Source organism: uncultured Dokdonia sp. (assembly GCF_947496725.1).
Classification (GTDB): Bacteria; Bacteroidota; Bacteroidia; order Flavobacteriales; family Flavobacteriaceae; genus Dokdonia.
Genome location: NZ_CANMDS010000002.1, coordinates 54,645 through 68,241, shown reverse-complemented (window position 1 = coordinate 68,241; position 13,597 = coordinate 54,645). Strand labels below are relative to the sequence as shown.

Sequence of the window (13,597 nt, the reverse complement as noted above, 5' to 3'; positions counted from 1 at the left end):
CTAACAGAAAAAGCCTCATTACATTTTTGTGTAATGAGGCTTTTTTAATTTTGTGAGATTATAAATCTAGCCGTTAATAGCTTCTACCATATTAATCTTACCTGGTAGCATTTGCTTAAGCATATTTTCTATTCCGTTTTTAAGTGTAAACGTACTAGAAGGACAACCACTACAAGCTCCTTGAAGAATTACAGAAACATTTTGTGTTTTTGGATCATATCCCTTGAACATGATATTTCCACCGTCACTTGCAACTGCTGGTTTTACATACTCTTCAATTATGTTTACTATTTCCTTTGATATATCATCGAGGCTCTCAAACTTTTCTTCGGCAATCGCTTCTGCTTGCTGTGGCGTTTTAAGTTGAGCCGCTGTTACAATTTCTTTTCCATCTTGAATGTAGTCACGTATAAACTCTCTAGTTTCAGTTACAACTTCATCCCACTCTGCAACATCATACTTTTGAACAGATATGTAGTTTTCATCAAAGAAAACTTCCTTTACATAAGGAAGATGAAATAAAGCCTTTGCCATAGGAGCATTTGCAGTATCATCAATACTTTTAAACTCAAAAGAGGTTGTTACCAGCTTTTTATTTGCTACAAACTTAATAGTAGACGGGTTAGGCGTAGACTCTGCATATACTGTTACTGGTATTTTTTTGGCAGCAACATCTTCTATAATTACAAGTCCGTTATCATTAAGATAATCTTCTACTTGGTTTGCAACTTCTTGCTGCACATCTATCCACTCTACGATATTATATTTTTCTATCGCGACAAAGTTTTGTGCGATGTAAACTGTTTTTACAAATGGTAAGTAAAACAGTTGCTGTGCAAGTGGAGAGTTTGCAGCCTCATCTATATTTTTAAATTCGTAGCTATTGTGATTAACAAGAAATTGATCTGCTTGAAATTTTTTGATTGCAGGATTTGATGTTCCTTCTACAGATATATTATATGTTGCCATAGGTGATTTTTTTTTGCAAAGGTAGGGAAGATGAGCTTTAAAATGTTATAGAATAGTATATGAATGAGTACTAGGGACGATGTTATTAAATTTAATACTACTAGTGTTATATTTTGGTAAATATGCTGCTGTAATAGTATCTCCCGATATGAGTTCACTTCATATTTAAGGATATGTATTGTAAAAAGTCATATATTTGAGAGCTACGGAAGTAAAATCTTTTGTAGGCCTTACTTAAAAAATAATAGACTGCAGTCGCAAGGGGCAATATCCAAGGCGATTTACTGTTGTATAGAAAACGAAAAACCTATGAGTTTGAAGAAATCCTACTTTCTAATAGCCTTGTTTTTTGCGCAATATGCTATTGCACAAGAGGGAATACCTGTATACCTTGATTACTTACAAGATAACCTGTATTTACTACACCCATCTATGGCAGGAGCCTCTCAAACCACAAAGTTAAGAGGAACTGCTCGTGGCCAGTGGGCAGGAGTAGATGATGCGCCAGCATTACAAACGGTTAGTATGAATGGTCGAGTAGGTGAGAAAATAGGTGTAGGAGGTATTCTTTTTAATGATAGAAATGGATACTTTTCTCAGCAAGGTGCTTATGCCACATTTGCTTATCACTTAATGCTAGGTCGTAGCTTTGCAGATCTTAACCAGCTTTCTTTTGGTATAAGTGCTGGTATTATACAGGGTAAACTAGATGAGACTAATTTTGACCTTACAGATTTTGACCCAGTAATTTCAGGAATAGAGCAAAGTGATTCTTACTTAAATGTAGATTTTGGAATGTCTTATAACTTCTTAGACTTCTCTGCACATTTTACAGTTAAGAATGCAATACCTGCAAAACGTGATATTTTTAGTGAAAATTTTGAGCCTAACAACCAGCGTCGCTATATAGTCTCAATGGCATATGCGGTAACACCTAATTATACAGACTGGAGTTTTGAGCCATCTGTAATGTTTCAAGCAACAGAGCAAACGGGTGAAGCTACACTAGATGTAAATGCAAAAGCATATTATAAACTTGACTGGGGACGCCTTTGGGGAGGTTTATCTTATAGAAGAAGTTTTGACGGAGCAGAGTTTACAACAAATGGTGAAACTGTAGATGTGCAAAAATTACAATACGTTACACCTTTTATAGGAGGAATGTATGATCGCTTTATTTTTGGTTACACATACTCATACCAGAGCAACTCTGTAGTACTTACTAATGGTGGTTTCCACCAGATTACATTAGGTCTTAATTTAGGAGTAAATAAAGATCCTTATGACTGTAATTGCCCTGCGATAAACTAACTATTATCTCGCTTTCGCGAAAGCGTAATCACAAAAAAATGCCTCATCAATTTGATGAGGCATTCTTGTTTTTAAGACTTTATCTAGACTTACTCATTTGAAGCCATAAGTGCTAAAAACTTATCTAAGTTGGGTAAAATAAGAATACGTGTTCTTCTATTTCTAGACATATTCTCTTTGCTGTTATTTTCTACAAGTGGTACATAGCTACTTCTTCCAGACGCTATAAGCTTTGCAGGATCTACGTTGTGATTGTTTTGCAACTCACGTACGATGGCAGTCGCTCTCTGTACACTTAAGTCCCAGTTATCTTTAAGGTAAGAACCCTTCTTAACAGTGCGGCTATCTGTGTGTCCTTCTACCATAACCTCTACTGCAGGTTCAGAATTTACTACTGCTGCAATACGTTTTAAAAGATCATCTGCCTCTTTGCTTACTCTATAGCTTCCTGAGCGAAATAACATCTTATCTGAGATAGAGATTTGTACAACCGTATCATCTATGTCTATATTAATGTCTTGGCTAGCGTTGTTTCCATACATATCGCGGTCTAGGTTGCGTTTGAGCTTGTGCGATACGGCAAGATTCATAGAGTCTTCAAGTGTTTGTGCTTGTGCAAGCTCACTTGGGTCTACATTTGCAAGTGCAGCTCTAAGTTTCTTTTTTGTGTTTTCAGACATTACCGTACCATTTGTAGTAATCTCAAATTTTGAATCATTTGAGGCCTGTAAATCTGTGTTGGTGTCTTTAAGAGCGTTGATTTTATTATTATAATCATCTACACGTTGCTCTATAGCGGCATACTTTGCCTCTATCTCCTCTTTCTCTACTTTAGTTTTAGTAAGTGTAACCTTTGTAGTGTCATACTCAGATTGTAGTTGGGTATATTTTTTCTTTGAAACGCAAGAGGTTATCATTCCTGCAGTAAGTGCAATAAGTAAGGTGTTTTTTGATATTCTTGAAATACTCATAAATCTTTAGTTTAGTGTTTACTTCTATCTTTTACGGCGAGAGTGATTTGTATAGACGTTAAGAGAATCATAAAAACAAAAATTGCCTCTAGTTGTCGCTAGAGGCAATTATAATATAGATGTATCAAACTTATTCTTCCCAGTGGTAATCTTTTACTTTACCCTGTTTTTTTATTGCTTCAATAAGCGCGTTGCGCAGCTCGTTATCTTTCTTATCTGTCTTTGCGGCTACATATGATTGACGCTTCTTATTAAGAGTGGCAATCTCCTCTTGTATTTTTTTACGTTCTTTCTTTTTTTGAGCGATGTATGCTTTTATTTCCTTTTCGTCCTTTCCTTTTAATTCCTTGGGGAGTTCTGATACTTCAAGCTCTTCTACAATTTCTTCATTATCGTCTAGCGCATCTACAAGATCCCAGCTACTATTTTTATATAATCTTGAGCTCTTACTTACGGCTCTTTTTACGGCATTTGCACTACCATATGCCTCTGCATTAGTATCTTGACTGCTTTGTAGTGCCATCTTACTCGAGGCAAGATTTCCATACCCTACATAGGTTTTGTTAAGTGCAGCATTTTTATGTAAAATCTCATCATCATAAGGAGAAGGTATATGTACCGTTGTACGGTCGCTATTTATTGCGATGTAGTCACCTTTTGTAAGTGCAGCACCATCCTTCCAATGTGTTTTAACACCTTGGTTATAGTCACCACAAAAGATAGTGTTTATGGTTACATCCTTACCGCAAGCATTGCTGGCAGCACTTTCATAAGTAATAGGCCCTTGGTCAAAGGGTTCATTTCCGGCTATAAATATTAAATTAAGGTCGTTTGCATTTTTACCCCAGTCTAGTTGATTGAGCGAGGTTTGTATCACATTACCACAATACTCGTTACCACCATTTGTTGTGAGTGAGAAAAGATTTTTAGAAATCTCATCTAGATCTGTGCTAAAGGCGCTCACCATCCTAATGTATCCCTCTCTTGCATTAAGGCGATCATTACCGTATTCATAAAGGGCAATTTTAAGATCTGGTTGTGAGTCATTGCCGCATTTTGCAAGTGCGAGCTCGTTTACAAGTTCCCAGAGTTGAGCCCTTGCCTGGTCTATAAGACCATCCATACTATTTGAGGTGTCCAGCAGCAAAGCGACTTTTATGGTATTTGCGTCAGGTTTTGGTGTAGAGATGTGTAGTGATGAGGTTTCCGCTTTCGCGAAAGCGTAATTCTCCACTTTAAGTTCTCCTGCGATACTGTTTGTGAGTGTTCCCAGGGTAGCAGCAAGTAGCAATAGCGTTTTCATAAGTTTGTTTTTTGAGATGAATAAAAATGTTGAGAGTTATGTCTAATGTCTCTTTTTGAATTAGTTACAAGTCAAAAGTAGCAAGGACTTTGTCTAGAAATTATCGCTATTGAGTAAACTAGCACTACGGGTGAGGGAACGCACCAGTGATTTGAGTAAAGTGGTAAAATATGAGTGTAAAATGCCATTTATAAGCAAGTTGCGAGGCCTTGTGATTTTAGGATGCTAGATTTATAGTGTATGTTTGATGTCAATGAGAACTAGAATTTACATATTATGCATACTCTGTATTGCCTTGCTGTCACCAGCAATGCAAGCACAGCAAAAAAATAGAGCTGTAAGTCGTAGCACAAACGAGATCTTCATTTTAAGAGGTAGTGTGCTAGATACCGAAACTATGAAGCCTGTAAATAAGGTAAATGTAGAGGTTACTGGAGGTGCTTACACAAAGACTGGCCGCGATGGTGAGTTTCGTATAGAGGCAAAAGTAGGTGATGAGCTTGTGGTTAAAAGTGAAGATTTTGAAACCGTTTATTATACAGTAAAAGACAAGCAGCGCATTAGGGTAGAGGTAAGGCCGCTTGAAGAAGCAATAGCGCTTGAGCAAATGCAAGATGTAGAAGAGGAGTTAGTAAGCTATAAAACATATCTCAGCGAGGCACAATCTGTATATAGAAGAGATGCCGCTGCTGGCGTAGATCAAGTTGCAAAAGCACTTGCCATAGAGGGCTTGTCATCACAAGAGCGAGCAGAGAGTTTTAAGTTACTAGGTGATATTTATAGTTTCTGGAAACAGTATGATCTTGCCATTACAAACTATAAGCTTAGTATAAAGAATACCCCCAGCACTGCGGTAGAGATTGCTCTTGCAAAGGCATATTATAATAACAAGAGTTATCAAGAGAGTATACGTCTCTACAAAAGGTTAGAAAGCAAAAAGCTTACACCCCAACAGCTTGTTACAGTAAAAGAAGGTCTGGGAGACGCCTATGTTGCTACTGGTGACTATGTGACTTCTATTACAAATTATGAGGCTGTAGAGCGTACGGTTTCAGAGCTTAATAAAGTCTCAGAAGCTGCACGCGTACGTACAAAAATAGGTGATGCTTATGACCAGCAAGGAGCGCAACAAGAAGCAGCATCAAACTATAATAAAGCGGCGCAGTTATCTAGTCTTGAGAAAACAGAATCTTCTGTAAGAGCAAAAACAAACATTGCAGATTATTATAGTAGAAACAAGTCTTATGACGCAGAGATCGAGTTACGTAAATCTGCTATAGAAGACTTGAGTGTGGTTGCACCAGACTCTATTTCTAATGATGATGTGATTACCACTCAAAAGCAAAATTATAAGATAGGATTTGCACTGGCTGCTCAAAATAAATACGACGAGTCTATAACATTTCTTAATAAAAGTATTGAAGAAGCAAAGCGCAAAGAAGACCTCACGGTAGAAACTAATGCACGTAGAAGGCTCTCTGAGGTATATAGAGATAAAGGTGACATAGATAAGTTTAAAGAAGCTTACGAGGCTTATAAGGAGGTGGTAGATCTTAGTTACAATCGTAAGGAACAAGAGATTTCGCAGGCTACAAGATTTGCAAAAGATATAACAGAACAACAAAACCGAATCATAAGCTTAGAAAAAGATAGACAACTCAATGAGAGTAGATATCAGCTAGCTTTTCAAGAGCAAGAGCTTGTAAAGGCACGTGATACTAGACAAAAGGTGATTATAGGGTCATTAATCCTAGTGACAGCCTTGCTTATGCTTACAGCTTTTGCAATGTACCGTAGTAGTAAAAAGCAGCAGTATGCAAATAATGTACTTGCTCTTAAAAGTCTACGCTCACAGATGAATCCGCATTTTATCTTTAATGCCCTTAATTCTGTTAATAGCTTTATAGCTACTAATGATGAGCGCACTGCAAATAGATACTTGTCTGATTTCTCTATACTAATGCGTGCCGTTTTAGAAAATAGTGAGGAGGATTTTATACCACTCTCTAGCGAGATAGATCTCATAAAGCGCTATACAATGCTAGAACATTTTAGGTTCAAAAATAGATTTGACTACGAGATAGTAGTAGATAAAGAGCTCGATGTAGATGCATTTATGATACCTCCTATGTTGCTCCAGCCTTATGTAGAAAACGCGGTATGGCACGGTATGAGGTACAAAGAAGAAAAAGGAAAACTACAAATAACCTTTGCTCAAAAAGATGAAGAAACGGCGGTAATAACCGTGTCTGATGATGGAGTGGGACGCAAGCGAAGCAAGGAGTTGAAAACCGAAAATCAAAAGAAACAGAAATCTAAAGGAATGGGTAATATCAAAAAGCGTATTGCAATCCTTAACGAGATGTATGGCGATAGAATAAGTGTTGCGGTATCAGATATTTTTGAAAACGGAGAGGGAACACAAGTACAACTCTTTATTAAAAAAGCATAATTATGGAGCTCAAAACAATCATAGTAGAAGACGAAGAGACAAGTAGAGAGATACTGCGCAACTACCTTACAAAATACTGCCCAAAAGTAACTATTGTAGGCGAGGCCGAAAATGTAGATGAAGCCCTTGTCTTAATACGCAATCATAAACTTGATCTTGTCTTTTTAGATGTTGAGATGCCTAAGGGCAATGCCTTTGACCTGCTTGAGCAAGTGGGCGATCGTACATTTGAGACAGTCTTTGTCACGGCATATAATCAGTATGCGATGGATGCGCTTAATACACACGCCTCATATTACTTACTTAAACCTGTTTCTATAGATGAGCTTATAAAAGCAGTAGACTATGTGACGGAGATAAAATCTAAAGAAAACGCACTAGAAAACAAGGTGCTTACCACACACAATATGGATAAGCAGGGTAAGATAACTATACCTGTACAAGATGGTTTTGAGGTACTCCCGGCAAAAGATATTTTATACTGCCAGGCAGATGATAATTATACTCAGATTTTTATGAAATCTGGCGATAAGAAGCTAGTAAGTAAAACGCTTAAGTTTTTTGAAGTGGCTCTTACAGATTTCGGTTTTGCTCGCGTGCACAAGTCTTTTCTTGTAAATGTAAATGAGATTACTGGTTACAAAAAAGGAAAGGGTGGGAGTGTAGTTATGAGTACGGGTAAAGAAGTGCTTGTTTCGGCTAGTCAGAAGTCTAACCTGCTTGCTTACTTTCAATAAACGTTTCTAAAAATCTTTGTGTGATATGGTAATGGTAGTGGTGGGTTTTACGCTTTCGCGAAAGCGTGACAACACCTTTTTAAGCACCTTCACGTCTCCATTAGTATAAATGTAGTGATCACTTGATGCATCCCCCGAAAGATTGTTTAATTCTTTTAAAACTGCCTCTGTCTGTCTAGCTACAGCTAGCCCAGAGTCTATAATTGCTACGTGAGGAGGCAGCATCTTTTTTAATAATGGTATGAGGTAGGGGTAATGGCTGCAACCTAGCACGAGGTAGTCTATGTTTTTTTCTACCATAGGCTGTATATAGGATTCTAATAAGTTGTATAACTCAAGATTCTCTAGATCCCCTTGCTCTATAAGAGGTACTAGACCTTCTCCAATGACCTCAATAACGTCTACGCCTTGTGTCCATCTCTCTGAGGTGGTTTGAAAAAGCGCACTGTTAAGTGTGCCCTTTGTAGCGAGTATACCTATTGCCTTGCTCTGAGATTGTACAGCTGCAGGTTTAATGGCAGGTTCTATACCTATAAACGGAATATTGTAGTGTTCTCTAAGATAGTCTATAGCATTTGTAGTTGCCGTGTTACAAGCTACTACAATGATTTTGGCGCCTAGATTAATGAGTTTTTCTGTGTTTTTTACAGAGAGAGCAATAATGTCTTCTTTAGACTTTGCGCCGTATGGTGCATTTATGCTATCTGCAAGATATATGGTGTCTTCTCCGGGTAGTCTAGCGACTATCTCTTTCCAGATGGAGGTGCCGCCTATACCACTGTCAAAAACTCCTATAACATTCTTGTTACTCATTGTTCTAAAATAAAAAAAACTGCCCTAGAAAGGGCAGTTTTTATATACTATTTGATAGTGTACTCAGTGAGTGCTTATCAAGCTTTAGATTTATATACCTAGAGCAGCTTTTGCATCTGCCATAAGATCGTAACCATCTGCCATAAGAACTCCTCCTGCTCCTGGTGTAGAGTCTAGTACAAATTCATAACCTTTTGCACGTGCTGCTTTTTGGATAGCAAGTCTTGCCTCTTCTAAGATAGGCTTGATAAGTTCTTGTTGCTTTACCTCAAGTTTTTGCATTGCAGTCTGTTGGTACTTTACGATGTTAGAACGAGTATCTTGTACTTCACTCATACGTCTTTGGTTCTCCTCATCTGTTTGCGTTTCTGCCTCACGGTTGTAACGCTCTAGTGTTTTTTGAAGCTCGTTACCCATTCCTGAGATATCTGCATCATATGACTTCTGTAGTTTTTCTAGCTCTGACATTGCCGTTTTATATGAAGGCATAGCTTCTACAAGTGACTGCGAGTTAATGTGTGCAACTTTGCTTTGTGCTTGCATAGCGCTGCTCATTCCTACGATAAGTGCAATTGCTGCTAATACTTTTGTAAACTGTTTCATTGTAATCTAATTTGAGTTAAGTGTAAAATTTAATAAAGGTTAAATACCTCCTCCATCTTCGCCATCTGCTTGTGAAGGATTTGCTTTTCTTTTTCTAGCTTGTATAATTGAGTCTCTTTTTGCTTTACGTACGGCAATTATAGAGTCCTTTCTTCTTTTTCTAGCTTCTAGTGCTGCTTCTTTTGCAGAGAGTGCATCACCTGGTTTTTTACCTAAAGTAGGAGCTCCAGAATTTCTGCTTGCTGCTTTTGCTTCACGTACGGCAGTTATAGAGTCTTTCTTACGTTTACGCTCTTCAAGAAGTTTCTTTCTCCTCTCGTCAAACGCTGCTTGACGTTCTGCCTTTTGAGCATTACGCTCTTTATTGCGGGCTTCTAGTGCTGCTTCACGCTCAGATTTTTTGGCTTCTATAGCTCGTTGTCTTTCTTGTGTTGCTTTGTCTTGCTCTACAGTTTTTGCTTCGTCTATATCAAAATCTCTTTCTTCTTTCTTACTGTTTATCTGGTTGCGCTTTGCAGCACGAGTTATACTTCTTAAAACTTGATCGCTTATATTAAGACGGTCTGCAGTATATAGCATCATTAAATCTGAAGATTTGTCAAAAACTAAATCAAATTTCTTAGCTGCAGATATTTCTTGTACTGCATTAAAAACTTGATCTTGTACAGGTTCTACGAGTTGTCTTCTTTGAATCGCTAGATCTCCTCCTGGTCCAAAACGCTTTTGTTGATATTCTAAAACCTGATCTCTTTCAAAGGTGATTTCTTCATCACGCTCTTCTATAAGTTCTTTTGTTAACAGTGCTCGTTCATTATCTAGCTGTTCTTTCATAGCAGATACTTCTTCGAGCTTTGTTTCTATCTCTCCTTTCCATCTTGCAACTTTTTCGTCCAGTTGTGATGAGGCTTCTTGATATTCTCGAACATTCTCGAGAATGTATTCCATATCAATATAACCTATACGTACACCACTTGCTCGTTGTCCTTGAGCGCTAAGGCTTATAAGGAAAGTTGCTATTAGTAAGATAAAAACGTTTGTCTTCATAGTTTCAGAGTTGCATTAGAAATAATCGTGCCAAAAATTAAAACTGCTGTCCGATAATGAAGTGGGTTTCCCATCCATTTGCTCCTGTTGTACCAGGAATTGGGTCAAATCCATATCCAAAATCCAGACCTAATAATCCAAAGGCCGGCATAAATATACGAATTCCTGCCCCAGCAGATCTACTCAATTGAAACGGGTTATAATCTCTAAAATTGTCATAAGATGATCCTGCTTCTGCAAAAGTTAATGCATAGATACTCGCTTGCGGGCTAAAGGTAATAGGATAACGTAGTTCAAGACTAAATTTATTGTAAATAGTAGCACCATCATTAGCCTGCCCTGTGCTCTGTAAAATAGCTCCTCTATCTATAGGAGTTACAGACTGGTTAGGGTATCCTCTAAGTCTTACAATCTCTCTACCATCAAGTGAGAAGCCTCCTAGACCATCACCTCCTAAGAAGAAACGCTCAAAAGGTGGTACACCTCTATCTTGATTGTAAGCACCTAGCCATCCAAACTCTACACCAGATTGTAATACAAACTTACCTACAAGTGGTGTATACCACTTACCAGTAAACTTTACTTTATAGTATTCTAGCCAGTTAAAACGTTCTTGGTCTATCTCTCCTACAGTTTTACCTGTACTGCTAAGACCATCTGCGATAGCTTCATCACGTTCTATTGCTAAACCCTTATAATCAACACCATTCCAAGCAGAGTATGGTAAGGTTAATTTTGCTGTTAGACTTATGTCAGATCCACTTGTAGGGAAGATTAATCCTCCATAAAGCTCACGTCTACTTAGACCTATAGTATAGGCTAAGTTTTCTGAAGCTCCATCTCCAAAGGTAAATAGACCTGTGTTGTAGTTTTGTAAATCAAAGTGCTGGAAACTTATAGCGTGTGATAAGCTAAAGTTTCTATCTGGCCATTTAAGACGCTTAGATAACCCTACAGAACCTCCCGTAATCAAGAACTTACTGTTTCTATCTACACGATCACTAGCACTTCCAGTTGTAATACCTGTAAATAAATATTGTATCGTGTGCGAGAATGATGTTGAAAACTGTACTGGTTGTTTCCCTCCAAACCAAGGGTCTGTGAGTGATGCACTGTATGTTTGGAAAAATTGACTCGCTTGTGCTCTCAAAGAAAACTTCTGGCCATCACCCATAGGTAATGGGTTGTAGGCATCTTTATTAAATATGTTCTGTATAGAGAAGTTGTTAAATGAGAGTCCTAAAGTTCCCACAAAACCTCCACCACCAAAACCTCCTTGAAGTTCTATCTGGCTTGCTCCTTGCTCAACCACGTTATACTCTAGATCTACAGTTCCACCTACTGGGTCAAAATTATTGAAATTAGGAGTAAGCTGTTGCGCATCAAAGAAGCCTAGTTGACCTAGCTCACGTATTGTACCTACTACTGCTTTTTTGCTGTAACGCTGTCCAGGCTTAGTGAGTAGTTCTCTATAGATAACTTTATCCTTAGTCTTGTCGTTACCCTTTACAGTTACTTTGTTAAAGTATGCAAGTTTACCTTCAGTAATACGTACTTCGAAGTTTATCGTGTCGTTTTGTACACTTGTTTCTACAGGGTTTACGTTTGAGAATAAGTAACCACTGTTTTGATAAAGGTTTGCGATGTTATCAGCATCAGGATCAGTATCATCTTTGATACGTTCTTGAAGTAAAACGCCGTTATAAACATCTCCTTTTTTAAGACCTAATTGTCTACTTAGCTGCTCGTCTGTGTAGACAGAGTTTCCTATAAAGTCTATATCACCTATGTAGTATCTACGTCCTTCTTCTATATTAATTTCAACCGTAATACTTTGGTCATTGTTCTTGATAATAGAGTCAGAAACTACTCTTGCATCACGATAACCTTTTTCTTTGTATTTGTTTATGATGGCTACTTTATCCTCTTCATAATCTGCTTTAATAAACTTTGATCTTTTCCAAAGACGCCAGATTTTTTTCTCCTTTGTATTCTTCATAGATCCAAGAAGTTTACCTTCTTGAAGTTTCTCACGTCCATTAAAGTTGATTTCCTTAACCTTTACGCGCTCACCTTTATCAACATTTACAATCATATTGACTTTATTTTTGCCAATAGTGTCTGCTGCAGGTACCGTATTTATAAATACTTTAGAGTTTAAGAACCCTTTTTTCTTGTACGAGTTCTCAATATAATTTGTAGTGGTCGTTTCTAGGTTTTCAGTAACCTTTGCTCCTTTGTTAAGACCGTTGTCTTTAATAAAGCTAGATCCTTTTTTCTGCTTTATTCCTTTAAAGCGTACTTCGTTAAGTTCTGGAACTTCTTTAATATCGAGTTGTAAATCTACTTTGTCACCATTTACCGCAGTAACATATAAATTAATGTCAGAAAAGAGTTCTAGGGACCATAGTTTCTTAATTACATTAGAAACTTTTGTACCAGGTAATGATATGCGCTCTCCTACTCTTAAGCCTGTAAATACAATTACGGTATTTTCATTATAGGTAGAAGTCCCGGTAACCTTTATATCTGCAATTTCATACTTGATATCTGGATCGAGTGGTATGTCTCTCTGAGCGTTTACTAAGGTGCTACATAATAAGGCTAAAATAAAAATCCATCTGCCTGTTACTTTTGAAAAAGTAGCTGTACTATTTAATCTGTTCACTTGTCTTTCCAAATCTTCGTTCTCTTTTCTGATAATTGTAAATAGCGTCATGTAAATGTTCCTTTCTGAAATCTGGCCACAATACTTCTGTAAAGTAAAATTCAGCATAGGCAATTTGCCATAGTAAAAAATTGCTCACTCGTTGCTCTCCACTTGTACGTATTAATAGATCTACATCCGGTATGTCATAGGTGTAAAGATGCTGATTTATACAAGACTCATCTATTTCAGCCGGCGAAATTAGGTTATTTTTAACTTTATCGCTTATTTCTCGTACTGTTTTTATAAGTTCTTCTCTGCTTCCGTAACTCAGTGCTAGTGTGAGCTTAAGCCTTTTGTTGTCTTTTGTTTTTTCTATCACTTCACTAAGTTCACGCTGCGCTTTTTTAGGTAAAGAGCTTGTTAAACCTATGGTGTTAAGAGAGACATCGTTGTCTTGCAGTGTAGAAATTTCCTTTTTAAGAGAAGAAACAAGTAGATTCATAAGTGTATCTACCTCGGCTTTAGGTCTGTTCCAGTTTTCTGTAGAAAAAGCGTATAGTGTAAGGTGGGGTATGCCCAGCTCTGCAGCAGCCTCAACGGCTTCTCTTACAGCTTTTGTGCCTTTTTTATGACCTACGGCTCTAAGGAGCCCTTGTTTTTTTGCCCATCGTCCATTACCATCCATAATGATGGCAACGTGCTGGGGTAATTTATTTTTGTCAATGTGGGCGAGTGCGTCCATTA

General features: G+C 37.6%; 11 protein-coding genes. 3 read left to right on the top strand and 8 right to left on the bottom strand.

Annotated elements, in window-relative coordinates:
• Window positions 1-66 precede the first annotated feature (66 nt).
• On the bottom strand, window positions 67-969 hold the full coding sequence (locus tag Q0948_RS04145; RefSeq protein ID WP_298348945.1) for a NifU family protein: 903 nt from the start codon (window positions 967-969) through the stop codon (window positions 67-69).
• Between the two features lie 309 nt (window positions 970-1,278).
• Here Q0948_RS04145 and Q0948_RS04140 point away from each other — a divergent pair, with 309 nt between their 5' ends.
• Window positions 1,279-2,280, top strand: a complete 1,002-nt coding sequence (locus tag Q0948_RS04140) for a type IX secretion system membrane protein PorP/SprF (protein ID WP_035325795.1) — start codon at window positions 1,279-1,281, stop codon at window positions 2,278-2,280.
• A gap of 89 nt (window positions 2,281-2,369) precedes the next feature.
• Here Q0948_RS04140 and Q0948_RS04135 read toward each other — a convergent pair whose 3' ends face one another.
• Together Q0948_RS04135 and Q0948_RS04130 are read right to left on the bottom strand one after the other, a co-directional pair.
• Entirely contained in the window at window positions 2,370-3,251 is an 882-nt protein-coding gene (locus tag Q0948_RS04135; protein WP_298348941.1) for an OmpA family protein, read from the bottom strand.
• Window positions 3,252-3,381: 130 nt separating this feature from the next.
• A complete protein-coding gene (locus tag Q0948_RS04130) occupies window positions 3,382-4,554 on the bottom strand; it encodes a VWA domain-containing protein (protein WP_298348939.1) in 1,173 nt (390 codons plus the stop codon).
• Window positions 4,555-4,807: 253 nt separating this feature from the next.
• Between Q0948_RS04130 and Q0948_RS04125 the strand changes: the two genes are divergently transcribed.
• Window positions 4,808-7,006 carry a histidine kinase gene (locus tag Q0948_RS04125; protein ID WP_298348936.1) on the top strand — a complete coding sequence of 733 codons (2,199 nt, stop codon included), beginning with the start codon at window positions 4,808-4,810 and terminating at the stop codon, window positions 7,004-7,006.
• A 2-nt stretch (window positions 7,007-7,008) separates the two neighbouring features.
• Window positions 7,009-7,743 carry a LytTR family DNA-binding domain-containing protein gene (locus Q0948_RS04120; protein ID WP_298348933.1) on the top strand — a complete coding sequence of 245 codons (735 nt, stop codon included), beginning with the start codon at window positions 7,009-7,011 and terminating at the stop codon, window positions 7,741-7,743.
• A gap of 6 nt (window positions 7,744-7,749) precedes the next feature.
• Here the strand turns inward: Q0948_RS04120 and murI are convergent, their stop codons facing one another.
• From murI to Q0948_RS04095, 5 genes are all read right to left on the bottom strand, one after another.
• On the bottom strand, window positions 7,750-8,556 hold the full coding sequence (gene murI, locus Q0948_RS04115; RefSeq protein ID WP_298348931.1) for a glutamate racemase: 807 nt from the start codon (window positions 8,554-8,556) through the stop codon (window positions 7,750-7,752).
• Window positions 8,557-8,646: 90 nt separating this feature from the next.
• On the bottom strand, window positions 8,647-9,159 hold the full coding sequence (locus Q0948_RS04110; RefSeq protein WP_298348927.1) for an OmpH family outer membrane protein: 513 nt from the start codon (window positions 9,157-9,159) through the stop codon (window positions 8,647-8,649).
• A 39-nt stretch (window positions 9,160-9,198) separates the two neighbouring features.
• Window positions 9,199-10,203: an OmpH family outer membrane protein gene (locus Q0948_RS04105; RefSeq protein WP_298348925.1), complete on the bottom strand. Its 1,005-nt coding sequence runs from the start codon at window positions 10,201-10,203 to the stop codon at window positions 9,199-9,201.
• 37 nt (window positions 10,204-10,240) lie between these two features.
• Window positions 10,241-12,922, bottom strand: a complete 2,682-nt coding sequence (locus tag Q0948_RS04100) for a POTRA domain-containing protein (RefSeq protein ID WP_298348922.1) — start codon at window positions 12,920-12,922, stop codon at window positions 10,241-10,243.
• On the bottom strand, window positions 12,855-13,595 hold the full coding sequence (locus tag Q0948_RS04095) for an isoprenyl transferase (RefSeq protein ID WP_298350202.1): 741 nt from the start codon (window positions 13,593-13,595) through the stop codon (window positions 12,855-12,857). The genes Q0948_RS04100 and Q0948_RS04095 overlap by 68 nt, the downstream gene beginning before the upstream one ends.
• Window positions 13,596-13,597: the final 2 nt, after the last annotated feature.